We start from the raw sequence: 24,520 nt of genomic DNA, 5'->3' as shown, positions 1-24,520 counted from the left end.
TTATAATTTAGTAATAGAAATTATGCTTGCATTGCTGGTTGCATTCCCATTTCTTTTAAAAATCTAAAGTGCGCAGCAATTGCTTTTCTGGTGGTTTCGTATTCTTTGTATGGTAAATTGAATTCTTTTGCAGTGTCTTTTACAATCTTAGCTATTTTTCCATAGTGAATATGACTGATATTAGGAAAAATATGATGCTCTACTTGGTGATTTAATCCACCTGTATACCAGTTGATTAGCCAGTTTTTAGCTCCGAAGTTTACTGTGGTTTTTAATTGGTGAATAGCCCAAGTGTTTTTCATGGTACCATCTTTTTCTGGCATTGGCATTTCTGCTTCATCCATAACATGCGCTAATTGAAAAACAACACTCAATATTAAGCCTGCTACATAATGCATAATGAAGAAACCAATAAGTACTTTGTACCATGCTAAGTCAGTTAACAAAATTGGTAATACAATCCACATTGAAACATAGATTAATTTAGAGATTACCAATTTGCTCCAGTTTACAACAGGATTAGGTAATTTTCCATAAGACAATTTACGTTTCATGTAACGCTTCATTTGTTGCCAGTCTGTTGTAATTGCCCAGTTTATAGTTAATAAACCGTATAGTAAAATAGAATAATAATGTTGAAATCTGTGGTGTTTGTGCCACTCAGCATGTTGAGAGAATCTTAAAATTCTACCAGCTTCTAAATCTTCATCATGACCGTGTATGTTTGTATAAGTATGGTGAAGTACATTGTGTTGTACTTGCCAGTTGTATACATTACCAGCTAAAATATAAATGCTACTTCCCATTAATCGGTTTACCCATTCTTTATTTGAGAAAGAACCATGATTACCGTCGTGCATGACGTTCATTCCAACTCCAGCCATTCCAATACCCATTACTATTGTAAGTAATAGTTGAGCCCAAGTGGGAATATCTAATGTTAATAGTAAAAAATAAGGCGTTAAAAATAGGGCAAACATCACTACTGTTTTTACCCAAAGTTGCCAATTTCCTGTTCTTTTAATGTTATTCTCTTTGAAATAGTTGTTAACTCTTTTGTTAAGGGTTCTAAAGAATTTTGCAGAATCAACTCTAGAGAATGATAATGTTTGTTGTGCCATTAGTCTTTGTATTTAATAATATAACGTAAGGGATTAAAATACATTATATGGGCTTCAAAGATAGTTAATAATTAAAATGCAGCATTATTAATGCGTATTAAATTATCCACATTAAAATTAAGTACTTTTGCCAAAAAGTATAAACCATGGAATTAGTTCTAAAATATTTTCCTGATTTAACAGATACACAAATCAATCAATTTAAAATGTTGGAAGATTTGTATAAAGATTGGAACTCTAAGATCAATGTTGTTTCAAGAAAGGATATTGACGAACTTTATTTAAGACATGTGTTACACTCTTTGGGTATTGCAAAGGTGATGAGGTTTACAGATGGTTCTTCTATTTTAGATGTTGGTACAGGTGGTGGTTTCCCTGGTGTGCCATTGGCTATTATGTTTCCTAATTGTAAATTTCATTTGGTAGATAGTATCAATAAAAAGCTAAAAGTAATTAATGCTGTAGCAGAATCTATTGGTCTAGATAATGTAAAAACTACTCACAGTAGAGTAGAAGCCCTTGATGAAACTTATGATTTTATAGTAAGTAGAGCAGTGACAGCAATGCCAGAATTTACAAAATGGGTAAAAGGAAAAATTGCTAAAAAGCAACAAAACGAATTCAAAAATGGAATCCTTTATCTTAAAGGAGGAGATTTAACAGAAGAATTACAGCAATATACAAATGTAAAGGCCTATTTGCTTTCAGATTATTTTGAAGAAGATTTCTTCGAAACAAAAAAGGTAATTTATTTGCCTTTGAAATATAAATAGATATAAACTTATCATTGAACCTGAATATCAACTTATTTATATTCAGGTTCAATGAAAGTTGAATTTAATTCACAAAAAACTTAGAGGTAAATACTGAATTATCAGCGCTAGTTAAATTGATGATATACATTCCTTTTCCAACGTTTATATTGATATCAGTACGATTTTCTAATGCTATTGTTTTGCTGAAAACAATATTTCCTGTAATGTCTATAACAGTAATGTTAGCATCTGTATAATCATCAGAGATCAAAACTAGGTTATTTTCAATTACAGTTTTTTCCAATCTAAAATTGTGATTATTGATTTCAGAGATATTTAAAGGAGGAGTTAGAATTTCTGATAGAGCAAAAGCAACATTATTTTCAGTTAGTTGTAGATGGTACTCGTTATCATCAGGTAAAAAAGTATTGTCAAAAGGAGTTAAATCTGTTGTGCCTCTACTTGCTAAATTGATACTGTGATGCCAATCAATATTGTCTCCACTTGCTTCATTGGTGATTTCTAAAGCTAAAGCACTTACAGTAGGTATAAAGCTAAACTTATCTATTTGTAAGGCATTTATAAAATCTGTTGCAATATCACTACCAGTGCCAGGATCACCAGTTAGAGCAGATAAACCGAATAACCCACCAGGCGCACTATCTACACCGTCAAAATTTGTTGTTCCAGAATCAGCTGTAGATTCCAAATTTGGTACTACAGGCGGAATAAGCGGAGCAAAGAAACGACTGACTTGTTGTGGAGTTCCTGCGCTTGGTGTCATATTTAATTCAATATCTACATTAATAGTACCAATAGGAGAACTTACAGGTATAGTAGTGTCAGCAATTACAAATCCATTTGTCACGGGAGTAATGTTGTCTTTTGCTAGATAAGCACTCCCAATACCACTACCATTTACAATAGCTACATTTCTAACATTCTCTGGAAAGCCTGAAGCTGTTAAACTGTTAATGTCATTTTCTAATATACTTCTGAATGGATGAGGTTCTGGTAACGTTAATGCTGGATCAAAAGTATAAGCATCAACACCAGATAAATGAGCTTCAAGATGATCGACTAATAACTGTCTTGCTGCAGAAGACTTTAAAAAACCGTTAATCAAAGGCTGCAATTCAGTAACAGGACTTAATGCGTTATTAGCTAAAAAATTCAATTGGTGTTGTAAGCCAATAGGAACATTCGCACCATGATGAGGAGAATCAAAAGAGATATACAATCTGGTATCTGCATCTAAAGTCTGATTTTCCATATAATTTAGAGCATATCTGGTAATAATGCCACCCATACTTGGGCCGATAATTACATTTTGTTCAGGGCTATTGCTAGCTTTAGCAGTATTTATAGTATCAATTAATTCAACCAAAACCATTGCATTGCGTTCAATAAAGTCAGCTCCACCATCAATAGTGGCGCCATCAGCAGTTCTTACGTAGGTTGGGAAGTTTAAGATTACAATATCAAAACCTTCCACGCGAAGCAGGTCTGCTAAATTTTCGGTTCCTGAAGTGCCTTCAAAATCCAAAAGATCATAAATTCCAGTTATATCTCTAGTGTCGCCTGGATCAAAACCATCAACTAAAATGATTGGTTTATCTAAAATGTTATCTGAACTTAAGAATATTTGATACTCACCTTCACCAGGATAGTTAGTAGATTCTCCATATAAAGATAAATCTGGAGTTATTCCTGAAGTGATTGAAACCTGAGAGAAAATTAGTGAGGGTAATAAAAATAAAAGTGTAAAGTAGCTTTTTTTCATGTTGGAACATTTTGATTAACAGCTTAAAGGTACAAAGATTATGTATGCAGATTGTACTTTTCATTTATGAATTTCAATTCGCAATAAAAAACCCTTAAAAGAAAAATATCCTTTAAGGGTTTTAATTTTAGTTGTTTAGAAACTTATCCTAAAAAAGGATATCTATAATCCGTTGGAGTTACAAAAGTTTCTTTTATTAATCTTGGAGATACCCAGCGTAATAAGTTTTGAGCACTACCAGCTTTGTCATTAGTACCTGAAGCTCTAGCTCCACCAAATGGTTGTTGACCTACAACAGCACCAGTTGGTTTGTCATTAATATAGAAGTTACCAGCACAGTTCTGTAACGCTTTTGTTGCTTGATCAATAGCGTATCTATCCGTTGCTAATATGGCCCCAGTTAGCGCATATTCGCTAGTTTCGTCTACTAATTTTAAAGTTTCAGAATATGCATCATCTTCATAAACATATATAGTAATTACAGGGCCAAATAGCTCTGTACACATTGTTGTATATTTTGGATTAGTTGTTAATATAACTGTTGGCTCTATAAAGTAGCCTTTAGATTTATCATAACCACCACCAGCAATAATTTCGGCATCACTTGCAGATTTAGCTTCATCAATATACTTAGCAAGTTTATCGAATGAGCCTTCATGTATTACAGCAGTAATAAAATTGCTCATATCTTCTGGTGATCCCATTTTAAAAGATTTTAGGTCTTCTAAAACAAAATCCCTAACCTCGTTCCAAATACCTTTAGGAATGTAAGCTCTAGAAGCAGCACTACATTTCTGACCTTGAAATTCAAAAGCGCCACGAGTTATAGCAGTGGCTACTTGTTTTGGGTTTGCTGTTTTATGTGCTACAATGAAATCTTTACCTCCGGTTTCACCAACAATTCTCGGATACGTTTTGTAGTTATGGATATTATTACCAATTTGTTTCCATAATTCTTTAAATACAAATGTAGAACCGGTAAAATGTAATCCTGAAAAATCTGGACTAGCTAATACGGTATCGGTAATCATAACTGGGTCACCAAAAACAACATTAATAACACCGTCAGGCACACCAGCTTCTTTAAATACATCCATAATAACTTTAGCAGAATAAATCTGGCTGTCACTTGGTTTCCAAACCACAACATTACCCATTAATGCCATACAAGCAGGTAGGTTTCCTGCAATAGCTGTAAAGTTGAAAGGTGTTACGGCATATGTGAAACCTTCAAGAGGTCTGTATTCAACACGGTTCCAAGCATCACTTGTACTTTCTGGTTGTTCCATGTAGATGTCAGTCATATACTGAACGTTAAATCTTAGGAAGTCTATCAATTCGCAAGCAGAGTCAATTTCAGCTTGATGAATTGTTTTAGATTGAGCAATCATAGTTGCTGCGTTAATCTTTGCTCTATAAGGACCTGCAATTAATTCGGCAGCTTTTAAGAAAATACCAGCACGTTGTTCCCATGTTAATTGAGACCATGCTTTACGTGCTTCTAATGCAGTAGAGATAGCGTCTTCAACATGTTTCTTTTCAGCTACATGGTATTCGCCTACAATATGTTGATGGTCGTGAGGTGGAGACATAGTTCTGGTGTTGCCAGTTTTAATATCTTTTCCGTTAATGTATAGAGGCACTTCAACTTTACTATTGAATAATGATTTGTATGCTTCGGCTACAGCTTCGCGTTCTGGAGAACCTGGAGCATATGACTTAACAGGTTCGTTAACTGCAACAGGTACATTAAAGAATCCTTTTCCCATAATTGTCGTTATTTTTAAGTTTAAAATTTAAGAGCAGTAAAGGTACAATATTTATAATAGAATATAGGTTACAATCAATACACTTCTGAGACGTATAAAACTATATTTTTTGTAAGTTGTCCTCTCAATTCTAGTCAATTGAATATGGTAAAAAATGATGCATTTATTTTAACACTGGCTTATCCAGAAACTATTGTTTCTCATGCAGAAGAATGGTATTCTAAGTTTCTCAGGTTCTTTTTCATTGGGAATAAAAATCACGTAAGAGCAGGTCATGCAGCTTTGGTTCTTATTAAGAAGTCTACAGGTGTTTTAGAATATCACGATTTTGGACGTTACATCACGCCTTCGCCTAATGGTAGAGTGAGAGGAAAAGAAACCGATTTTGAGCTCAATTTTCCTTTGAAGGCTATGATTAAAAACGATAGAATTGAGAATCTAGACGAAATTCTAAAGTTTCTAGCTGCTAATCCTAAATTAACTCATGGTGATGGTAATTTATATGCTTCGGTTTGTGATACAATAGACTATAATTTGGCTCGGAACCATATAAATAAAATGCAATCCGAAGGTTTTATAAGGTATGCTGCTTTTATAAAAGATGCTTGTAATTGTGCAAGGTTTGTGACGGATACACTAATAGCTTCAATTACCTATTCGAAGATAAAAAGAGATTTGAAACGTTCTAAATGGTTTACGCCTAGTACCATCGGAAACGTGGTAATAGCTGATACGGAAAATGATGTTTATGTTGTTTCTGAAAAAGGTGAGATAAAGGAATTTAAATCATCCGTGAGTAAAGAAAATAGGAGGTTGTTTTTAGATACATTGAAAGATTATAGTCCGAGTGTAGTTGGAACTATTAAGCCTAAACACAATGACGAAAAAGAACATCATGCGCAGTGGCTTGGTGGAATAGCGGCAGGAGCGTGGTTTGAGCTTTACAGTTTAAATCATGAGTTTGAGTATAGGTTCAGACGTATTTCACCTTACGGAAATATTGATTGCGATGGAGTTTATAAAATTTGTTCAGCGAATTTTGATATAGATGCAGAATACAATTTTGTGCATTATTCAAACTGTCTGTTCTTTCAAATAGAACAAAAGTCTAAAATCTACAAGTTTGAATTCTTGAAAAACTATAATAATTAGTTAAGTGCAAATGGAGCGCTCAATTTAAAAGAAGGAATGTAAACCTTAAATTTGCTGGCTTTGGTAAAGTTAACCATATTGTAGTGGCCTTGCATTGCTCCAAAAGGAGACGTTAGTAAGCAGCCAGAATTATAAGTATGAGATTCACCAGGTTTTAAAACAGGTTTTTTACCAATAACACCTTCACCTTCAATAATTTCTTCATTGTTTAAGGCGTCAAGTATTTTCCAGTGTCTAGAGTTTAATTGGACGGAATCTTTACTTTGGTTTTCAATAGTTACTTTGTAGCCAAAAGCAAAGTGCACTTTATAATTCTTATAAAATGTGCCTTCAAAATTGGTTTCTACCGAAATTTTAATCCCGCTTGTAACTTGTTGTACCATTAATCTTGTAAAATTGTATGCTAAAATAGCATATTTTTTGAATGAAGCACCATAAAATCTGTTAAGTAGTGGTGATTTTTAACATTTTACGAGATGCAAATGCTTCTAAGGTTTCAAAAAACGAAAAAATTGACGCTTCATCTAGCAAGCTATTGATGGTAACCATCCTGACGAACTCTTGATTTTTGAACTTTCCAAACCCAACCATTAATTCAGAGTTTTCATAAAGTGCTGTGCATAATTCTTTCGCTGGAATATTTTTATAATTGAAACAAACAGATATGGATTCTTCAAAACTATAGAGTGTGTAATCTTCGTGGTTTTTGATGTAATTTCTAGCAATATCAGCCATTTTAAACTGTTTGTCTACAATCTTCTCTAACCCATTTGTACCAACGGACTTCCATAGCGTCCAAAACTTCAGGGCATCATTTCTTCTTCCACATTGAATAGAGGTTTTTCCTAAGTTGAATTCATCACCATCAGTTTGATAAAGGTAATCTGCTTCATTAGAAAAGGAATGATGAAGTTGTTCTTTGTGCTGTGTTACAATTATAGAACAACTCAAAGGTGTGCCTAGCATTTTATGGGCATTAACACTAAAAGAATCTGAGTGTTCTAAGCCGCGAACAAGATGCTTATATTTTTCACTAAAAATAACACTTCCACAATACGCTCCATCTACATGTAGCCATAAGTTATGTGATTTACAGACCTTGCTAATCTCTTCAATATTATCGAATGCTCCAAGTACAGTAGTTCCTGCTGTAGCATTAACAAAAAAGGGTTCGTAGCCTTCTTTTATATCGCTTATAATGAGTTCTTCTAAATGTGTCGCTGACATTTGGCCTTTTTCATTTGTATGGACAAACCGAACCTGATTACGTCCAATACCAGTCATGGCAGCATTTTTAGAAAGCGAATAGTGCGATTCAATCGAAGTGTAAAGCGTCATAGGTTTGGTTATCCCTGTGGCTCTAACAGATTCGTTTTTATAATCTCTGGCCATAATCAAAGCCATCATGTTAGTCATGGATCCGCCAGGTGCAAATGTTCCATCACTTTCTGGATTGTAGCCTGCTAGTTGACAAATATTTTTTATGATTTGTTTTTCAACACCTACTTGCGGGCCAGCGACTTTGTAGGTATACATACTGTTATTTAACATTACAGCAAGTAAATCACCTAATGTTGCTTTGTTTAAACGACCACCAAAAAGTTGATTGAAAAAGGATTTGGAGGCGGTTTTAGGTGTGTACTTTATAATTTGTCTGAGAGATTCTTTTAGTTGCTCATCGACTAGTCCTTCCGCATTTAATGATAAGTCTAATTTTTTATATAATTCTGAAGATGGAATGAGTTTGGCAACAGGTTGTTTTTTTTCCTGCTCAAAAAGTTCATTGCATAATTCAGAAAATAGGGCAATATCATTTTCCATTGGGTCTTTAACTTTTAGGATATAGAAAGATAAAAAGAAATACTAGTGTAAGGAACTTCTAATTAATAAAGTTTAGTTTGTTATGTTTTCAGAATTTGCTTCGCCAAATCCAATAAGTCGATCAAAGCGAGCTCCCAAATCTCTGTAATACACCAATACTTTATAATTGTTTTCGGTTTGCCAGAAATCTCCGCTAATAGCTCCTTCGTCTAACTCCTTGGTTGTTTTATCTACAGCTACATATTTGTAGTTGTAAAATCCTTGCTTTAATCTCAACATAGTTTCATATCGACCGCTTTCTGGGTTGTACTGCATTTTGGTTAAATCTTCAATTGCAAAAGCATTAAAATTACCATAAACATGAATGTCCTTATCGAGTAATTCTTCGTTTTTTAAGGAAAAGTGTACCATAGTATAATCTGCTTCTACATCAACATTTTCGGTGTCGATGGCTGTTACCAGAAAATTACCGTTAATATCAGGATTGTAAGTGTATGGTAAATTTTTTCTAGATACATTGGTAAACAAATAGCTGTGGTAAATGTCTTTTAAATCTATAAATTGAACTCCAACATTAGCTGCTCTAACATCCTTGTTTTCAAAATAGAAATATTCATTACCTCCCCAAAAAGCAGATTCTTTGTTGTATCTGTAAATAAGCTCATTTCCTAGCGTATATTGAGGTTTTAAGTCAGAGATAGATGTGTTTAGATTGTTATTCTGAATTATCAATGTTTTGATGTTTTCCAAAGGGTTATTGAAATTAAGACTACTGGTTGAAATCACCATATCTACAGATTGCTTTTCAGCAATTTCTTTAACATTTCTAGAGCGCTTTACTTGAACTCCTACATTTACTAAATCTTCATAGACCATAAATTTTCTGCTAAACATAAGTTCTTCGTAGTCATCATAGACTGAAATCATATAATTGCCACTTTTTAAAATAGCTCGGGTTTGAGTATTTGGAATTTGTAAAGTGTAGTGTGAGTAGATTTGATATGTGTTAAATGAGTTTTCGTAATTTCTGATGCGTTGGTTGTCTAAACCTCTTATGTATTCCGATTTTACCAAATTTGTCGGTGTCCAATCAAAATTGAAGTGTTCAATGACGTAGTAAAAATCTTCTTCGTAACCAGTAAGCGCATCAAACTCTAAAACTAATTGTTCACCAAGTTTTAGAATAGGTAATTGACCTTGGGTTGTATTGCTTTTGAAAGTGATGGTTTTTATAAAATATGGTGCACTAACTTCTTCTACTTGAGCTAAAAGGCTTAATGAAGTCAAAAAAAGAATAACGAAACTGTGTGTTTTTTTCATATGTAATAAAACTATGGTGTAAAGATAATCAAATTCTATGCCTTGGTGGTTTTAGTTATTTATAATCATTATAAATAAAAATACTAACTTTATTTTGAAATATTATTGCGCATTAATTATTAAATTTGCACCGATTTTTAGATAACTAATCTTTAATACATATGTCAAAAGACATCAGAATTAAAAAGGGTTTAGACATAAAGCTTGTAGGTAACGCCGAAAAAGCAACAGAAAATGCTATAGTAAGCAATTTCTACTCTGTAAGACCCGAAGATTTCCACAGTATTATCCCAAAACTTATTGCTAAAGAAGGTACGCGTGTTAAGGCAGGTGAGACTTTATTTCATAATAAAGATTATGAGGCTATGAAGTTTGTATCGCCAGTTTCTGGTGAAGTAACTGAAGTACAACGTGGACCAAGACGTCGTATAGACGCTATAAAAATAACTGCAGATAAGGAGCAGGTTTATGTGGATCATGGTAAATTTGATTTATCATCAGATGCAGATAAATTAAAGGCTCATTTATTACAGTCGGGATGTTGGGCTTTTGTTAAGCAACGTCCTTACGATGTAGTAGCAAACCCAGAGCATTCGCCAAAGGCAATCTTTATTTCGGGTTATGCTAGTGCACCTTTAGCTGCAGATTTAGATTATACTCTTCAAGGAAAAGAAACTGAATTACAAACAGCAGTAACAGCTTTATCAAAGTTAACAGAAGGTAAGGTTCATGTTTCTGTAGGTAGCAACAGTTCTCCTCTTGCAGGTTTGAATGATGTTGTTGTTCATAAAGTTTCAGGACCACATCCGTCAGGAAACGTAGGAACTCTTATCAACAAAGTTGATCCAATTAATAAAGGTGAAGTTGCTTGGACAGTAAATGCTCAAGATTTGGTAATTATAGGAGAGCTTCTTTTAACTGGTAAATTCAATGCTGAACGTATTGTTGCTTTAGCAGGATCTTCAGTTAAAAAACCAAGATACTTTAAAACTAAGATTGGTTCAGAGGTTTCAACTATGGTGTATGATAACGGAGTTGATAAAGACGGTAATGATCGTATTATCTCAGGAAACGTATTGTCAGGAAAGCAAGTAGCTCCAGATGGGAATTTAGATTATTACAGTAATGTAATTACAGTTATTCCAGAAGGAGATGATTACGAGTTTTTTGGTTGGAATAAGCCAATTTTCAATAAAGTTTCAACATCTAGAGCTTTAACATTTTCATGGTTAAACCCTAAGAAGAAATTTGATTTAAATACCAATACTAATGGTGAGCACAGAGCATTTGTTGTTACAGGTTCTTACGAAGAAGTTTTTCCATTAGACATATATCCATTACAAATTCTAAAAGCTTGTATGTATCAAGATTTAGATGAAATGGAAGCTTTAGGGATGTATGAAGTTGCACCAGAAGATTTTGCATTAACAGAATTTATCTGTGTATCTAAGCAACCACACCAAAAAATAATTAGAGAAGGATTAGACTTAATGCTTAAAGAGATAGGATAATGAGCTTAAAAAGTAATTTACATAATCTTAAAGAAAAGTATAAAGGCACTAAAATGGCTCCGGCTTTTAATGCACTTCATACATTTTTATACTTGCCGAACGAAACTACTCATGGTGGTACACATATTAAGGCGGCGGACGACTTAAAACGTACAATGAATATTGTAATCATGGCTTTAGTACCATGTTTAATTTTCGGTATGTTCAATGCTGGTTATCAGCACCACTTAGCTTTAGGAGAAATTGCTCCTGCGGCTGGATTCTTTGATGGAGCATTTTGGAATTGGGATAACTTAGTTATCGGTTTGCAAAAAGTTTTACCATTAGTCATTGTATCTTATGGTGTTGGTTTAGCAATAGAATTCCTATTTGCTGTTATTAAAAAACACGAAGTAGAAGAAGGGTACTTAGTAACAGGTATGTTAGTGCCGTTAATAGTTCCTGTAGATACACCACTTTGGATGTTAGCAGTAGCAGTAGCCTTTGGTGTTGTAATTGGTAAAGAAGTGTTTGGTGGTACAGGAATGAATATTCTTAACCCAGCTTTAACGATAAGAGCATTCTTATTCTTCGCTTATCCAACATGGATGTCAGGTGATAAAGTATGGGTACATGGAGCAGTTGAACGTGATCAAATGATTGCGGCAGGTCAAAATGTAGATGCCATATCTGGTGAAACAATATTAGGAAGTTTAGCACAAGGTAAAGCAGCAGGATATGATGTTATGGATATGTTTTACGGTATTATACCAGGATCGGTTGGTGAAACATCAACCTTACTAATCATATTAGGAGCATTATTCTTAATCTTCACTAAAATTGGAAGCTGGAGAATTATGTTATCTTCAGTACTAGGAGCTTTAGTAATGGGCTTAATCTTTAATGGTGTTGTAAGTTCAGGATGGATCACAGAATCTAGTAAGTTTTATGGCTTAATGAGTACTGAGTTCTGGCATCATTTATTAATTGGTGGTTTTGCTTTCGGTACGGTTTTTATGGCAACAGATCCTGTTACGGCTTCTCAAACTACAAAAGGTAAATGGATATATGGTTTCTTAGTTGGTTTTATTTCAATTATGATTCGTGTATTCAACCCAGCATATCCAGAAGGTGTGATGTTAGCAATTTTATTAATGAACGTTTTTGCACCTACAATTGATCATTACGTAGTTCAAGGTAATGTGAAGAAAAGAATGAAACGTGTAAAAGTAAAAACAGCTTAAGATGAGTAATAAAACAGACAGTAATATTTACACAATAATATTTGCCATCATAATGGTATTTATTGTAGGAGCTTTATTAGCCTTTACAGCGTCATCTTTAGCTCCAAAAATTTCTGAAAACCAACGTATAGAAAAGCAACAAAATATTCTATACGCAATGGGTATTAACAATAATGATGAGAGTAGTGCGATTTTTGTTTCTACAGAACAAGCACCAGAAGATTTTTCTAAATACATAAAAGAACAAATTGTTATCACTGTTGATGCTGATGGAAAAATCTTAAAAACTCAAACAGGTGACGAATATGTTGCTGAGAATAATAAGGAGCCGTATCTAATTGATATTAAAAAGCAAAAGTCTAATGCAGCTGCTGGTGAACCTAGACAATTACCTTTATTTATAGGTGAAAAAGATGGTAAGACTTATTATGTAGCACCAATATATGGTAAAGGTTTATGGGATGCTATTTGGGGATTCATATCAATGGATAAAGATATGGTTGTTCAAGGTGCTTATTTTGATCATAAAGGTGAGACGCCAGGTTTAGGTGCTAATATTAAAGAACGTTTCTTTATGGACGATTTCTACGGAGAGCATTTATTAACTGAAGCAGGAGTTTTTAAAGGAATTGATGTTGCTAAAGGTAACGCAGATCCTAAAAACGAAGATAAAACAGATAATCAGGTTGATGCTATTGCTGGTGCTACCATTACAGGAAATGGTGTTACAGCAATGATAAAAAGTGATTTAAAACTTTACAAGCCTTATTTCGATAACTTAAAAAACAACTAATCATATGGGACTTTTATCAAAAAAAGATGCCAAATTAATTACTGATCCATTAGCGGATAATAACCCAATTACTATCCAAGTATTAGGTATTTGTTCTGCTCTAGCGATTACAGCGCAATTAAAAGCGTCTATAGTAATGGCAATATCAGTAATGGCTGTATTAGGTATAGGGAATGTGGTTATCTCTTTAATGAGAAATATTATTCCTTCTAAAATTAGAATTATAGTTCAGCTTGTAGTTGTTGCAGCTTTAGTAATTATAGTTGACCAAGTGCTTAAAGCTTTCTCATATGAATTAAGTAAAACCTTATCTGTTTTCGTTGGGCTTATCATTACTAACTGTATTATCATGGGACGTTTTGAAGCGTTTGCTTTAGGTAACGGTCCTTGGAGATCATTTCTTGATGGTATTGGTAATGCTGCAGGTTATGGTGTAATATTAATTATAGTAGGATTTTTTAGAGAACTTTTAGGTTCTGGTACTTTATTAGGTTTTAAAGTATTGGGTGACCCTATTGAAAAAACAGGACTATATTCTATAGGTTATGAAAATAACGGTTTTATGTTATTATCGCCAATGGCACTTATAGTTGTAGGTATTATTATCTGGGTACAACGTTCAAGAAATAAAGACTTAATAGAAGACTAATAATTAAGTAATCAGTAAATAAGTTAACAGTATGCAGATAAGCTACTGTTGACTGAAAAACTGAAAACTGAAGACTTTTAAAAATATGGAACATATAGAATTATTTTTTAAATCGATATTTATAGATAACATGGTATTCGCAACCTTTTTAGGGATGTGTTCTTACTTAGCTGTATCTAAAAAAGTGTCTACTGCCGTTGGTCTGGGTGCTGCCGTAATTTTCGTTTTAGCAATTACAGTACCGTTAAACTGGTTGTTAGATCAATATATATTACAACCAGGAGCATTAAAATGGTTAGGAGAAGATTATGCAGTTTATGACTTAAGTTTCCTATCCTTTATCATGTTTATTGCTACAATCGCAACGATGGTACAATTAGTAGAGATAGTGGTTGAGAAATTTTCCCCATCACTTTATAACTCATTAGGTATATTCTTACCATTAATTGCTGTAAACTGTGCTATTTTAGGTGGTTCTTTATTTATGCAATCTAGAGAAATACCAACTTTAGGTTTAGCTACAACTTATGGTGTAGGTTCTGGTATTGGTTGGTTCTTGGCAATTTTAGCTATTGCTGCTATACGTGAAAAAATTAGATATAGTAACGTACCACCAGCTTTAAGAGGTTTAGGTATTACGTTTATTATTACAGGTCTAATGGCGATTGGTTTTATGAGTTTTGGTGGAATGTTGACAGGTGGTGATGAAGAGTCTAAACCTGAAAACAAAACTGCAACTGTCGAAACAATAAAAGAAGAAGTAAACAAAGAAGCTAAAGTTGAGTCTAACTTAAATGTAGCTGAAAATACAAACAAGTAATTGATTAGTATGATGATATTAGCCGCAAATACAATCGGAACAATAGTAGCAACAGTAGGTGCATTTTTATTAGTAACATTAGTACTGGTTGCATTATTGCTATTTGTAAAACAAAAATTATCTCCTTCTGGCCCTGTAAAGATCACTATTAATGGTGAAAAAGAATTAGAAGTAGCTTCTGGAGGTACACTTTTAAGTACTTTAGGTGGACAAAAAGTCTTTTTACCATCTGCTTGTGGTGGTGGTGGAACTTGTATCCAATGTGAATGTCATGTATTATCAGGTGGTGGTGAAGCATTACCAACTGAAACACCTCACTTCTCTAGAAAAGAATTGCAACATGGTGCACGTTTGGCTTGTCAAGTAAAAGTAAAGCAGGATATGGAAATAACCATTCCTGAAGAGATTTTTGGTATCAAAAAATGGGAAGCTGTTGTTGTAAGAAATTATAACGTAGCTTCATTTATCAAGGAATTCGTAGTAGAAATTCCTGAAGATATGAATTACAAGGCTGGTGGATATATTCAGATTGAAATTCCACCTTGTGAAATTAAATATTCAGATATAGATATTACAGCTCACCCTGAAGAGCACGAAACACCAGATAAGTTTCAAGCAGAGTGGGATAAGTTTGGTCTTTGGCCTTTAGTAATGAAGAATAATGAAACGGTAGAGCGTGCATACTCTATGGCTTCTTACCCAGCAGAAGGTAGAGAAATTATGCTTAACGTACGTATAGCTACTCCACCATGGGATAGAAATAAAAATGGCTGGATGGATGTAAATCCTGGTGTTGCCTCTTCATACATTTTTGCTCAAAAGCCAGGCGATAAGGTAGTAATTTCAGGTCCTTACGGTGAATTCTTTATCAACGAATCTGAAAGTGAAATGCTTTATGTTGGTGGTGGTGCAGGTATGGCGCCAATGCGTTCTCACTTGTATCATCTATTCAAAACATTAAAAACTGGTAGAAAAGTAACCTATTGGTATGGTGGTCGTTCTAAGCGTGAATTGTTCTATTTAGAGCATTTTAGAGAATTAGAAAGAGATTTCCCTAACTTTAAATTTTACTTGGCATTATCTGAACCTCTTGAGGAAGATAACTGGAAAGTGAAGAAAGATATCAATGATGAAGCAGGTGATGGTTTCGTAGGATTTATTCATAACTGTGTTATTGATAATTACCTAAGCCTTCACGATGCGCCAGAAGATATCGAATTATACTTTTGTGGTCCACCATTAATGAACCAAGCTGTTCAGAAAATGGGTGAGGATTTTGGTATCCCAGATGAACACATTAGATTTGACGACTTTGGTGGATAAGCCAAACATATAAAAAAACAAAAAGCCGACTCTTTTAGAGTCGGCTTTTTGTTTATTGAGTGTTGTTGAGTTGTGTAATTTGTATATAATTATATATTTGTCTGAAATTTAACAATATGAAAAAACTATTACTTTTTACTTTATCTTCAATTATTTTGTCATGCTCATCTGAAAACAGTGACAATGATTCACCTTCTGCAGGTGATGGATCAAAAATTAAAACAATTAAAAAAATAAGCAGTGGTGTTACTGAGGAGACAACTACTTATGAGTATAACTCAGAAGGCAATGTGTCTAGTATGACATTTACAAATATTTATGGTGAATCAATTGAAACAACTTATGAATATGATTCAGAAAATATTATGGTTTCATTCACAGAGGTTGAATTAGATGCTTGGGGTGATACTAGAACTGAGATAGATTATCTAGAATATGAAAATGATTTAGTTGTAAAAATTTGTCAAGATATTTCTTATAGCGATGATTTACCTGAGGTCGATAGAATTGAATTTGAATATGATGATAGTACTCAAAATGTTAGTTTATTTAGACATTTCTATTATGAAGATGCAGAATTTTCAGATTGTGATGATGTAGATAATATCTCTAATACGGAAACTATGGAATTTGATTCAAATGGTAATATGACTCGATATGAAAATAGTGATTACTTTTGGTCTCCGACTTATTTGACATATAGTTATGATGACAAAAATCATCCACTTAAGAATGTCAAACCAGATTATTTTAGAAAGTTATTAGGAGCATCTTCAAATAATAATATTAATGCTGCTAGTGAATATAATTCTGATACAGATGAATTAACTGGAACAATATCTTATGAGTATACCTATAACAATAGCGGCTATCCTACTGTGATGGAAAGAACTTATATGACTGAGGGAGGTAGCATAAGTCAATCATTAAGATATGAATACACTTATTATTAATGTATAAATTTAATTAATTTAGAATAGCCTATATTTTTGAAATATGGGCTGTTTTTTTGCATATTTCATTGAAATGCTTTGTTATTTCTATTTGCAAACTAAAGCATTTGCTTTATAGCATTAAAGTCAAATAGCTCAGAGCAATCCATAACATCTGATAGTTCATCTAACTCACAAAGTATTGAAACTACTTCAGAAAGGCCTTTGAAGAGTATGTCTTTTGTCATTGGTTTTTCTGGTTTATGACAGAAACTATGTCCTAAATCATAACCACAAGCTTTTAAAAAAGCAGCTTCAATTTGGAGTAATTCTAAAGGTGAAAAACCATTGAATTTTCTACCAAGATTTTGATGTACCAAACCAACATAATTTAGACGTACAGAGCCATGAATGTCCGTTAGATGTTTCCAACTATCTTTGTGATCCAAAATGTTTCCAACCGCACATTGTTTACAATCTTCAGGATTTAGTGTGTTATTGTGAAAAGCAGTATATAATTTTTTGATAGCATTATCAAAGCGATTTGAAGTTTTCATAATTCATCTTTTTCAGTATAAAAGATAAGAAATAAAATTCACTTGTATTCCATAATCAGAAAAACAGCTGTACTATCTCCAATATTTAGGACCTCATGAGTTGTAATACTATCTTTCTTAAAAGTATATCCAGTTGGAACATTAATTTCTCTGGTACCTTTGTAATCCGTAAGCTTGAACTTACTTCCTTTTAATGTGTAACCAAAGTGTGGATTATGATAATGCTTTTCATGACCTACACCAGGTTCGAATGTACATTTTAAGACTCTAAGTTCTTTGCTGTCCTCAATAACTTCACAAACTGATTCACTTTTCCAACCAGCTTCTAAAGGATCTGGTAGATTAGGTTTGTTTTCTTCACATGAGAAAATAAAAAGTAAGAAAATAAGAATTAACTGTTTCATAAGTGCCTTAAAATTAACAATTTTGAGTTTTATATAACAAAGTAGAATGTTCAAACGTTTTTCTTAATATGAAAAAAGCTTTACTCGTTTTATTATTAATTATTTCAGTAGTTGTTTTGGCTTATCAATTTAAGCCTGTAAAACAAGTGGTAAGTGTTGTTGAGTCAACCATAAGAACTCCAAGTTTAATCAACAAGGATAGTTTAACTATAAAATCTAGAGTGAATGTACCGGAAGGTTATAAGCGCGTAAATTACCCAAAAGGCAGTTTTCAAGAGTATCTTAGAAATTACAAGTTAAAAGCTTTCGGAAGTAAGATTATGAACTATGATGACACTGAATATTTTTGGCAAAGAGGTCATATAGGTATACTTGAAGTCCCTGTACCTAAAAACGGTTTACAACAGTGCGCAGACGCATTAATAAGAATACGAAGTGAATACCTTTGGGACAACAATAGAAAAGATGAGATTGGCTTTAATTTTACATCTGGTCATTATTGTTCTTGGAAAAAATATGCCGAAGGGTACCGACCAAAAATCAATGGAAATAAAGTAACTTTTCATAAAACGGCTGCAGCCAACCATTCTAAAGACAATTTTTACAAGTATTTGAATCTTATTTATATGTATTCTGGTACGTTATCACTTTATAATGAGTTAAAATCTATTAATTCAAAAAATTTACAAATTGGTGATATGCTGATTAAAGGTGGATCTCCTGGGCATATTGTGATGATATGTGATGAAGCGGAAAATGAAAGCGGAGAGAAGCTATTCTTACTTTTTCAAGGTAATACACCAGCGCAGAGCGTTCACCTAGTTAAGAATCTTACAGATACAACAATATCTCCTTGGTATGAGTTAGAAGACGATGCCATTACTCCAGTTTCAAACTACACCTTTAGCAGTGCAAAATTTGTGAGGTTTAAATAACAACTTTGTATCTTTGTATAATGAGTAAATCCCTTACACCTCAAGAAATACATAACTTAGCAATGAATCATGTTGGTAAAGATTTAGAATCACGTGGTTTTGAATTTATTGCCATAAACAGTAAACTAAAAAGACACCCGCAATTTGTATGTATCGATAAAAATAGTCAATACTATTTTGTAGTGGTTAGAGCTGTAATATTGCCAGACAATCCTAATAATTTTGATGTGGTTTGGATGGAGACGTTCAAAAAACACGCTTTTGAAAAAAATGCAAAAGTACTTTATGCAGGAGTAGGCTTAGGCAACCCAAACGGTGAGGATTTACCTATTTACTTAAACGAAGAATACCTTATTGAATATAACGGAATTCAGGTTATTGATATGAACCTAAATTAATATTATTCCCATAAAAATTTATGAAGAAGCTTCTCATTATTTTTATTCTTATTGCGTTTTTTTCATGCGAAAGCGAACCAAAGAATATAAAGATAAATGGTCCTGTATTTGGTACTACTTATAATATACAATACTATTCGGAAGACGACGAAAATTTCAAAAAGCAGTTTGATGAGCTTTTCAAAAGTGTAAACGAATCCATGTCGACTTACATTGCTGATTCTAAAATTTCTAGAATTAATAAAGGAGAATCTCCTGAAGTTGATGAGCATTTTGAGCGCGTGTTTACAACTGCAAAACGTATTTATAGAGAAACTGAAGGTTCTTTTGATCCCACAATTGGTGCTGTAGTAAACGCATGGGATTTTGGTCCTGAAGGAAAAATAACCAATATAGATAGTACAGCTATCGATAGTTTGATGAAAACTGTTGGTTTTAATAGAATGGGATTAAGGGATAAAAAAGTAATAAAAAGCACAAATTCTTATTTAGACTTTAATGCCATTGCCAAAGGCTACGGAGTCGATGTTATTGGTGAATTTTTAGAAAGTAAAAATATTGAGAACTACTTGGTTGAGATAGGTGGAGAAATACGCGTAAAAGGCATTAACCTAGAAAAAAACACATCATGGAAAGTTGGTATTGATGATCCTAATTTTGAAGGTGAACAATCCTATTCTAAAGTCATTGCGCTTAAAGATGAAGCTATGGCAACTTCAGGTACGTATAGAAAATTTAAAGTAGATGAAGCTGGCAATCGCTATGCACATATCATTAATACAAAAACAGGCTACCCAACAAAAACGAATATTTTGAGCGTATCTGTGATTGCAGAAAACTGTATGGCGGCAGATGCATACGCTACAGCTTTTCAGGCTATGGGAATAGAAAAGGTAACAGATTTTTTATACGCGAGACAAGAGCTTAAAGCCTATTTTATTTTTGAAAACGAGAACGGAGAATTAGAAACACTTTCTTTGAATAACTTTCCTGAATAATAGTGACTCGCACAGAAATAGTGTGTCTTATAATTGCTATTAATCAAAATTCAAAAAGTCGTGCCGTTGTTCGTTTCAGGTGCGACTTTTTATTTATAAAGCTTGTAACAGAATAAGTAACCAACCAATTACGAAAAGTAAACCACCAAGTGGTGTGACTGGACCCAAGAAGCGTAGTTTTTTTCTTTTAGCATCGCTTATTACTAAACCATAGATACTAAATGAAAATAAGATAATTCCCAAAGTAAAACACCAATACATTGCAGAGGTTGAAAACTGAAAATTGAATCCAAGTACAAGTAAAACTATAGCGTGGTACATTTGATATTTTACACCAGTTTCAAAACTTTTGAGTTGATCTTCGGATAAGATTTTCTTTAAGGCATGTGCTCCAAAAGCACCAATAATTATAGCTAGCATACCAAAAATAGCAGCCGTAATTATAAAAATTTGTTGTGGCATTTGTTATTAGTTTTCTTTGTAAACCAAAGGGATAATTTCACCTTTAGCTAAACGGAATTTGTCAATTTTAGTATCAGAAAGTTTTGATGTATAATCTATTTCTTCAACTCTAAAACCAATACTTCTTAATTTATCAAAATAATCTCTACCATAAACACGAACATGGTCGTATTGTCCAAAAATTTTGGCACGTTCGGCTTTATCCGTAATAGAATCATCTTCAAATGTCATCTCTCGGTTTAAATCTTGAGGGATCTGAAAAACTCCCCAACCTCTAGGTTTCATAACTCTAAAAAGCTCTTGCATTGCTTTTGTGTCATCAGGAATATGTTCTAAAACATGGTTGCAGAGTATAACGTCATAACTGTTATCTTCAAAAGGAAGATTGCATATATCAGCTTTAACGTCTGCAATTGGTGATAATAAATCAGTAGTAGTGTAATCTAAATTTTTGAGTGATCTAAAGCGTTTTAAAAAACACTGTTCAGGCGCAAAGTGTAACACTTTTTTTTGAGCTGAAAAGAAATCAGTTTCATCTTTTAAATACAACCATAGTAAACGATGACGCTCTAAAGAAAGGGTAGAAGGCGATAAAATATTTTCACGCTGTTTTACATAACCATAAGGCAAAAACGTTTTAAAACTTTTACCATCAATGGGATCTGTATAGCGCTTACCTTTTAGTATTAATGCTAAAATAGGCGCTACAGCATAGCTTAGCCTTATTAATAAAGGTCTCGGAATAAGGTTTAATATAAATTTTGAAAGACGTTTCAATACTGCTAAACTTCAATAGTTTTGTTAGAAGTAATTAAATTATAAATACCATCCCAAAGTGATATTCTATATTGTAATGCAAGTTTTGAGATTTCTAAAGCCTCATTCCACTTAGTAGTATCCTCTCCACATAATTCTTCAATCATTTTTAGTGATAAAGGACCATGCTCATCACCATCTAACTCTATATGTCTATTGAGATAGTAGATTAACTTGCTATAGGTTTCATCTTCGGTTTTAGATTGGTTTATAATTTGAAAAAACATATCAGGAATAACATCTTCTCTTCCAAAAGTAAAAGCCGAAGCAATTTTATGTGATTCTTTAGTATTTATAATATCAAATGTAAACTGAACAAATTTTAGAGTTTCAGAATTTAAATCTGATTTTTTCGCAGCATCAAGTATAGAATAACCATTAACAATATAGTTAATGAAATCTGAGATTTGAGATGTGTTAGCACCAATTTGATCCATAGCATCCAAATACATTTCATAATGACTTTTAGGCTCGCCTAATTCGTTAACATCCGTTTCTTCACCAAGTACAATTTCGTTAATAAAACGTGCAGTGGATGGATTTTTAACAGGTGTCCAAGGTACAGTTGTATTGGTCAGTTGATTTTGAAGTGCTTTAAGCAAAGACATAAAGTCCCAAACAGCAAATACGTGTTGCTCCATGAAAGTTTTGATATCTTCAATGGATTCTAAAGCACTATATAACTTATGATTATTTAACTCAGCCCTTAGGGATGTTAATTCGGATTCTAATTGCGTAATGTTCATTCGGTGTAATTATAAAACCAATGCTTTTTGTCTAAATTTATCTTCTTCAGTCGAGGTGATTCCTAAAGCTTCATTAACATAAGCAAAGGTTGAAAGTATTTCTGGTTGCCCATCTACAATGGCTATATCGTGTTCAAAATGTACACTAGGTTTACCGTCTTGTGTTACAATTGTCCAACCATCTTTTAGTTGTTTTACTCTATGTGTTCCCATATTTATCATAGGTTCTATAGCAACAACCATTCCTTCAATAAATTTTTTACCTCGTCCTCGTCTTCCATAGTTTGGCATTTCAGGATCTTCATGCATCTTACGTCCTAATCCATGTCCTACAAGTTCTCTTACAACACCATAACCTTCGGCTTCACAATACTGCTGTATAGCAAAGCCTACATCACCAACTCTATTACCAACTCTCAATTGCTCTATACCTACGTATAAAGACTCCTTAGTGGTTTTAATTAATTTTTTAGTGTCTTCAGCAACATCACCAATTTCAAAGGTATAAGCGTGGTCTCCATAGAAACCGTTCATCAATGCTCCACAGTCTATAGAAACAATATCTCCATTTTTTAAGGGTGTGTCTGTAGGTAACCCGTGTACAACAGCTTCATTAACACTACATAATAACGTTGAAGGACAATCATAAAGTCCTTTGAAACCAGGTAAAGCTCCGTGGTCTCTAATAAATTCTTCAGCAATTGTATCTAAATGATTGGTGGTAACACCTTCTTTAACTTCTTTTGCGAGCATACCTAAAGTTTTAGAAACTATAAGTGCACTTTGACGCATTAATTCAATTTCTTCTCTTGTTTTTACGATAATCATGTTTCCTAAATTGAGCTGCAAAGATAGGTAATTATAACGATTTTATAATTTTACTAAAACATGATAAATAACAGTTTTTAAATAACTTTACTGTTATAAGTTTGTAGTACAAAAATTGATATAAAATGTATAAAACAGTTACCGCAGAAGAAGCATTAAAAGTTGTAAAGTCTAACGATAAAATATATGTGCAAGCAGCCGCTGCAGCACCGACCTTATTAGTTAAAGCACTTGCCGATAGACATGAAGAGTTGAGAAATGTTGAGATTTGCCAGTTACATACTGAAGGTGAAGCTCCTTACGCTAATCCAGAATATGCTGAAAGTTTTCATGTCAATTCCTTTTTTATCGGAAAGAACGTAAGACATACGTTACACGCTGGAAACGGTTCTTACACACCTGTCTTTTTAAGTGAGGTACCATTGTTATTCAAACGAAATATAGTTGACTTACAAGTAGCACTTATACATGTTTCGGTTCCAGATAAACATGGTTATTGTTCATTAGGTGTTTCTGTAGAGGCTACTTTGGCTGCTATTGACAATGCAGATTACGTCATTGCTCAGGTTAACAAACAAATGCCTAGAACGCACGGAGCGGGCATTATTCACCATACAGAAATTGATGCTTTTGTAGAGTGCGATATTCCTTTACCAACTCATGATATGGCTGAGCCTTCTGCCGTTGAAAATAAAATAGGTGATTATATAGCAGAATTGATTGAAGATAAAAGTACGTTGCAAATGGGAATAGGAAATATTCCTAATGCGGTATTAACAAGATTACATAATCACAAAGATTTAGGATTACATACCGAAATGTTTTCTGATGGAGTCATCGATTTGATTTTAGAAGATGTTATAAATGGTAATTACAAAGGTATTAATAGAGGTAGAGCCTTAGCTACATTCTTGGTGGGTTCACAGCGTTTATACGATTATGTAGATGATAATCCTTTTATAGAAATGAGAGCTTCTAACTATACTAATGATGTTTCTGTAATAAAACAAAATCCTAGAATGGTTGCTATAAATTCGGCAATTGAGGTCGATTTAACTGGTCAAGTTTGTGCAGATTCTATAGGTGGACATATGTATTCTGGTGTTGGAGGACAGATGGATTTTATTAGAGGCGCATCTTTAAGTGAAGGAGGAAAAGCTATTATAGCATTACCGTCTGTTACTAAAAAAGGCGTTAGTAGAATAGTGCCAACGCTAAAACCTGGTGCAGGTGTGGTAACAACAAGAGCACACATACATTATGTAGTTACAGAATATGGTGTGGCTAATTTATATGGAAAAACCATTCAAGAGCGTGTAAAGGCTTTAGTTAATATTGCACATCCAGATCATAGAGAAGCTATAGATAAAGCTTACTATGAGATGATTTAATGGAAATTAAGTT

25 protein-coding genes are annotated in these 24,520 nt (G+C 33.4%); 13 read left to right on the top strand and 12 right to left on the bottom strand.

Translation table 11 applies throughout. From position 1 onward, the window contains the following. Nucleotides 1-20: 20 nt before the first annotated feature. Nucleotides 21-1,121, bottom strand: coding sequence for an acyl-CoA desaturase (locus tag QGM60_RS01815; protein WP_281138523.1), 1,101 nt, complete (start codon nucleotides 1,119-1,121; stop codon nucleotides 21-23). 146 nt (nucleotides 1,122-1,267) lie between these two features. On the opposite strand from QGM60_RS01815, the gene rsmG reads away from it, so the two are divergent. Continuing rightward, nucleotides 1,268-1,894 carry a 16S rRNA (guanine(527)-N(7))-methyltransferase RsmG gene (rsmG, locus tag QGM60_RS01810; RefSeq protein ID WP_281138522.1) on the top strand — a complete coding sequence of 209 codons (627 nt, stop codon included), beginning with the start codon at nucleotides 1,268-1,270 and terminating at the stop codon, nucleotides 1,892-1,894. Nucleotides 1,895-1,958: 64 nt separating this feature from the next. Here the strand turns inward: rsmG and QGM60_RS01805 are convergent, their stop codons facing one another. Then, nucleotides 1,959-3,659, bottom strand: coding sequence for a T9SS type A sorting domain-containing protein (locus tag QGM60_RS01805; RefSeq protein ID WP_281138521.1), 1,701 nt, complete (start codon nucleotides 3,657-3,659; stop codon nucleotides 1,959-1,961). A 143-nt stretch (nucleotides 3,660-3,802) separates the two neighbouring features. Beyond that, nucleotides 3,803-5,428, bottom strand: a complete 1,626-nt coding sequence (gene pruA / locus QGM60_RS01800; RefSeq protein WP_281138520.1) for an L-glutamate gamma-semialdehyde dehydrogenase — start codon at nucleotides 5,426-5,428, stop codon at nucleotides 3,803-3,805. Nucleotides 5,429-5,572: 144 nt separating this feature from the next. Between pruA and QGM60_RS01795 the strand changes: the two genes are divergently transcribed. Beyond that, a complete protein-coding gene (locus QGM60_RS01795) occupies nucleotides 5,573-6,580 on the top strand; it encodes a DUF6695 family protein (protein WP_281138519.1) in 1,008 nt (335 codons plus the stop codon). Here QGM60_RS01795 and apaG read toward each other — a convergent pair. From apaG to QGM60_RS01780, 3 genes are all read right to left on the bottom strand, one after another. Then, entirely contained in the window at nucleotides 6,577-6,963 is a 387-nt protein-coding gene (gene apaG, locus QGM60_RS01790) for a Co2+/Mg2+ efflux protein ApaG (protein ID WP_111682085.1), read from the bottom strand. The two genes, QGM60_RS01795 and apaG, sit on opposite strands and share 4 nt — an antisense overlap. Before the next feature lie 61 nt (nucleotides 6,964-7,024). Further along, entirely contained in the window at nucleotides 7,025-8,401 is a 1,377-nt protein-coding gene (locus QGM60_RS01785; RefSeq protein WP_281138518.1) for an aminotransferase class V-fold PLP-dependent enzyme, read from the bottom strand. A gap of 72 nt (nucleotides 8,402-8,473) precedes the next feature. Then, nucleotides 8,474-9,721 carry a DUF5103 domain-containing protein gene (locus QGM60_RS01780; protein ID WP_281138517.1) on the bottom strand — a complete coding sequence of 416 codons (1,248 nt, stop codon included), beginning with the start codon at nucleotides 9,719-9,721 and terminating at the stop codon, nucleotides 8,474-8,476. 161 nt (nucleotides 9,722-9,882) lie between these two features. Between QGM60_RS01780 and QGM60_RS01775 the strand changes: the two genes are divergently transcribed. From QGM60_RS01775 to QGM60_RS01745, 7 genes are all read left to right on the top strand, one after another. Beyond that, the gene (locus QGM60_RS01775) at nucleotides 9,883-11,232 is read left to right on the top strand and encodes a Na(+)-translocating NADH-quinone reductase subunit A (protein ID WP_281138516.1); all 1,350 of its coding nucleotides are present in this window, start codon (nucleotides 9,883-9,885) and stop codon (nucleotides 11,230-11,232) included. Then, nucleotides 11,232-12,455 carry an NADH:ubiquinone reductase (Na(+)-transporting) subunit B gene (locus tag QGM60_RS01770; RefSeq protein WP_281138515.1) on the top strand — a complete coding sequence of 408 codons (1,224 nt, stop codon included), beginning with the start codon at nucleotides 11,232-11,234 and terminating at the stop codon, nucleotides 12,453-12,455. Before QGM60_RS01775 ends, QGM60_RS01770 begins: the two co-directional genes overlap by 1 nt. A 1-nt stretch (nucleotide 12,456) precedes the next feature. Continuing rightward, complete coding sequence (locus tag QGM60_RS01765; protein ID WP_281138514.1) at nucleotides 12,457-13,248, top strand: Na(+)-translocating NADH-quinone reductase subunit C; 792 nt, start codon at nucleotides 12,457-12,459, stop codon at nucleotides 13,246-13,248. A gap of 4 nt (nucleotides 13,249-13,252) precedes the next feature. Beyond that, nucleotides 13,253-13,897, top strand: a complete 645-nt coding sequence (locus tag QGM60_RS01760; RefSeq protein ID WP_281138513.1) for an NADH:ubiquinone reductase (Na(+)-transporting) subunit D — start codon at nucleotides 13,253-13,255, stop codon at nucleotides 13,895-13,897. A gap of 85 nt (nucleotides 13,898-13,982) precedes the next feature. Next, the gene (gene nqrE / locus QGM60_RS01755) at nucleotides 13,983-14,717 is read left to right on the top strand and encodes an NADH:ubiquinone reductase (Na(+)-transporting) subunit E (protein ID WP_281138512.1); all 735 of its coding nucleotides are present in this window, start codon (nucleotides 13,983-13,985) and stop codon (nucleotides 14,715-14,717) included. 12 nt (nucleotides 14,718-14,729) lie between these two features. Then, nucleotides 14,730-16,040 (top strand): NADH:ubiquinone reductase (Na(+)-transporting) subunit F, encoded by a 1,311-nt coding sequence (nqrF, locus tag QGM60_RS01750; protein ID WP_281138793.1) that lies wholly within the window; start codon nucleotides 14,730-14,732, stop codon nucleotides 16,038-16,040. Between the two features lie 116 nt (nucleotides 16,041-16,156). Further along, on the top strand, nucleotides 16,157-16,993 hold the full coding sequence (locus QGM60_RS01745; RefSeq protein WP_281138511.1) for a hypothetical protein: 837 nt from the start codon (nucleotides 16,157-16,159) through the stop codon (nucleotides 16,991-16,993). A 98-nt stretch (nucleotides 16,994-17,091) separates the two neighbouring features. On the opposite strand, the gene QGM60_RS01740 is transcribed toward QGM60_RS01745, so the two are convergent. Then, the gene (locus QGM60_RS01740; protein WP_281138510.1) at nucleotides 17,092-17,529 is read right to left on the bottom strand and encodes a Na(+)-translocating NADH-quinone reductase subunit F; all 438 of its coding nucleotides are present in this window, start codon (nucleotides 17,527-17,529) and stop codon (nucleotides 17,092-17,094) included. Nucleotides 17,530-17,567: 38 nt separating this feature from the next. Continuing rightward, a complete protein-coding gene (locus tag QGM60_RS01735; protein ID WP_281138509.1) occupies nucleotides 17,568-17,933 on the bottom strand; it encodes a cupin domain-containing protein in 366 nt (121 codons plus the stop codon). Nucleotides 17,934-18,001: 68 nt separating this feature from the next. Between QGM60_RS01735 and QGM60_RS01730 the strand changes: the two genes are divergently transcribed. From QGM60_RS01730 to QGM60_RS01720, 3 genes are read left to right on the top strand one after another with little or no spacing between them, the layout of a single operon-like run. Further along, entirely contained in the window at nucleotides 18,002-18,868 is an 867-nt protein-coding gene (locus QGM60_RS01730) for a DUF4846 domain-containing protein (RefSeq protein ID WP_281138508.1), read from the top strand. Nucleotides 18,869-18,888: 20 nt separating this feature from the next. Continuing rightward, on the top strand, nucleotides 18,889-19,266 hold the full coding sequence (locus tag QGM60_RS01725) for a Na(+)-translocating NADH-quinone reductase subunit F (protein ID WP_281138507.1): 378 nt from the start codon (nucleotides 18,889-18,891) through the stop codon (nucleotides 19,264-19,266). 20 nt (nucleotides 19,267-19,286) lie between these two features. After that, complete coding sequence (locus QGM60_RS01720; RefSeq protein ID WP_281138506.1) at nucleotides 19,287-20,264, top strand: FAD:protein FMN transferase; 978 nt, start codon at nucleotides 19,287-19,289, stop codon at nucleotides 20,262-20,264. 93 nt (nucleotides 20,265-20,357) lie between these two features. Here the strand turns inward: QGM60_RS01720 and QGM60_RS01715 are convergent, their stop codons facing one another. The 4 genes from QGM60_RS01715 to map are packed head-to-tail and all read right to left on the bottom strand — an operon-like array spanning nucleotide 20,358 to nucleotide 23,116. Continuing rightward, nucleotides 20,358-20,726 (bottom strand): DUF423 domain-containing protein, encoded by a 369-nt coding sequence (locus tag QGM60_RS01715; protein WP_281138505.1) that lies wholly within the window; start codon nucleotides 20,724-20,726, stop codon nucleotides 20,358-20,360. A gap of 6 nt (nucleotides 20,727-20,732) precedes the next feature. After that, entirely contained in the window at nucleotides 20,733-21,503 is a 771-nt protein-coding gene (locus QGM60_RS01710) for a class I SAM-dependent methyltransferase (RefSeq protein ID WP_281138504.1), read from the bottom strand. Nucleotides 21,504-21,508: 5 nt separating this feature from the next. Then, nucleotides 21,509-22,288 carry a DUF3050 domain-containing protein gene (locus tag QGM60_RS01705; protein WP_281138503.1) on the bottom strand — a complete coding sequence of 260 codons (780 nt, stop codon included), beginning with the start codon at nucleotides 22,286-22,288 and terminating at the stop codon, nucleotides 21,509-21,511. A 9-nt stretch (nucleotides 22,289-22,297) separates the two neighbouring features. Then, on the bottom strand, nucleotides 22,298-23,116 hold the full coding sequence (gene map, locus QGM60_RS01700) for a type I methionyl aminopeptidase (protein WP_281138502.1): 819 nt from the start codon (nucleotides 23,114-23,116) through the stop codon (nucleotides 22,298-22,300). A 125-nt stretch (nucleotides 23,117-23,241) separates the two neighbouring features. On the opposite strand from map, the gene QGM60_RS01695 reads away from it, so the two are divergent. Further along, a complete protein-coding gene (locus tag QGM60_RS01695; RefSeq protein ID WP_281138501.1) occupies nucleotides 23,242-24,507 on the top strand; it encodes an acetyl-CoA hydrolase/transferase C-terminal domain-containing protein in 1,266 nt (421 codons plus the stop codon). The last annotated feature ends 13 nt before the right edge of the window (nucleotides 24,508-24,520 follow it).

This window comes from Winogradskyella sp. SYSU M77433, assembly GCF_029911945.1.
Taxonomy (GTDB): Bacteria; Bacteroidota; Bacteroidia; order Flavobacteriales; family Flavobacteriaceae; genus Winogradskyella.
Note: the sequence above shows the minus strand (reverse complement) of the source record. Positions and strands in the feature narration are given on the sequence as shown.

Bases quoted from the DNA above. Each gene is read 5' to 3' on its own strand.
- rsmG (WP_281138522.1), top strand. From the start codon at position 1,268: ATGGAATTAGTTCTAAAATATTTTCCTGATTTAACAGATACACAAATC.
- QGM60_RS01770 (WP_281138515.1), top strand. From the start codon at position 11,232: ATGAGCTTAAAAAGTAATTTACATAATCTTAAAGAAAAGTATAAAGGC.
- pruA (WP_281138520.1), bottom strand. From the start codon at position 5,428: ATGGGAAAAGGATTCTTTAATGTACCTGTTGCAGTTAACGAACCTGTT.
- QGM60_RS01725 (WP_281138507.1), top strand. From the start codon at position 18,889: ATGAGTAAATCCCTTACACCTCAAGAAATACATAACTTAGCAATGAAT.
- QGM60_RS01785 (WP_281138518.1), bottom strand. From the start codon at position 8,401: ATGGAAAATGATATTGCCCTATTTTCTGAATTATGCAATGAACTTTTT.
- map (WP_281138502.1), bottom strand. From the start codon at position 23,116: ATGATTATCGTAAAAACAAGAGAAGAAATTGAATTAATGCGTCAAAGT.
- QGM60_RS01735 (WP_281138509.1), bottom strand. From the start codon at position 17,933: ATGAAACAGTTAATTCTTATTTTCTTACTTTTTATTTTCTCATGTGAA.
- nqrE (WP_281138512.1), top strand. From the start codon at position 13,983: ATGGAACATATAGAATTATTTTTTAAATCGATATTTATAGATAACATG.
- QGM60_RS01740 (WP_281138510.1), bottom strand. From the start codon at position 17,529: ATGAAAACTTCAAATCGCTTTGATAATGCTATCAAAAAATTATATACT.
- QGM60_RS01805 (WP_281138521.1), bottom strand. From the start codon at position 3,659: ATGAAAAAAAGCTACTTTACACTTTTATTTTTATTACCCTCACTAATT.
- QGM60_RS01815 (WP_281138523.1), bottom strand. From the start codon at position 1,121: ATGGCACAACAAACATTATCATTCTCTAGAGTTGATTCTGCAAAATTC.
- QGM60_RS01730 (WP_281138508.1), top strand. From the start codon at position 18,002: ATGAAAAAAGCTTTACTCGTTTTATTATTAATTATTTCAGTAGTTGTT.
- nqrF (WP_281138793.1), top strand. From the start codon at position 14,730: ATGATATTAGCCGCAAATACAATCGGAACAATAGTAGCAACAGTAGGT.
- QGM60_RS01760 (WP_281138513.1), top strand. From the start codon at position 13,253: ATGGGACTTTTATCAAAAAAAGATGCCAAATTAATTACTGATCCATTA.
- QGM60_RS01775 (WP_281138516.1), top strand. From the start codon at position 9,883: ATGTCAAAAGACATCAGAATTAAAAAGGGTTTAGACATAAAGCTTGTA.
- QGM60_RS01720 (WP_281138506.1), top strand. From the start codon at position 19,287: ATGAAGAAGCTTCTCATTATTTTTATTCTTATTGCGTTTTTTTCATGC.
- QGM60_RS01795 (WP_281138519.1), top strand. From the start codon at position 5,573: ATGGTAAAAAATGATGCATTTATTTTAACACTGGCTTATCCAGAAACT.
- QGM60_RS01745 (WP_281138511.1), top strand. From the start codon at position 16,157: ATGAAAAAACTATTACTTTTTACTTTATCTTCAATTATTTTGTCATGC.
- QGM60_RS01765 (WP_281138514.1), top strand. From the start codon at position 12,457: ATGAGTAATAAAACAGACAGTAATATTTACACAATAATATTTGCCATC.
- apaG (WP_111682085.1), bottom strand. From the start codon at position 6,963: ATGGTACAACAAGTTACAAGCGGGATTAAAATTTCGGTAGAAACCAAT.
- QGM60_RS01695 (WP_281138501.1), top strand. From the start codon at position 23,242: ATGTATAAAACAGTTACCGCAGAAGAAGCATTAAAAGTTGTAAAGTCT.
- QGM60_RS01780 (WP_281138517.1), bottom strand. From the start codon at position 9,721: ATGAAAAAAACACACAGTTTCGTTATTCTTTTTTTGACTTCATTAAGC.
- QGM60_RS01705 (WP_281138503.1), bottom strand. From the start codon at position 22,288: ATGAACATTACGCAATTAGAATCCGAATTAACATCCCTAAGGGCTGAG.
- QGM60_RS01715 (WP_281138505.1), bottom strand. From the start codon at position 20,726: ATGCCACAACAAATTTTTATAATTACGGCTGCTATTTTTGGTATGCTA.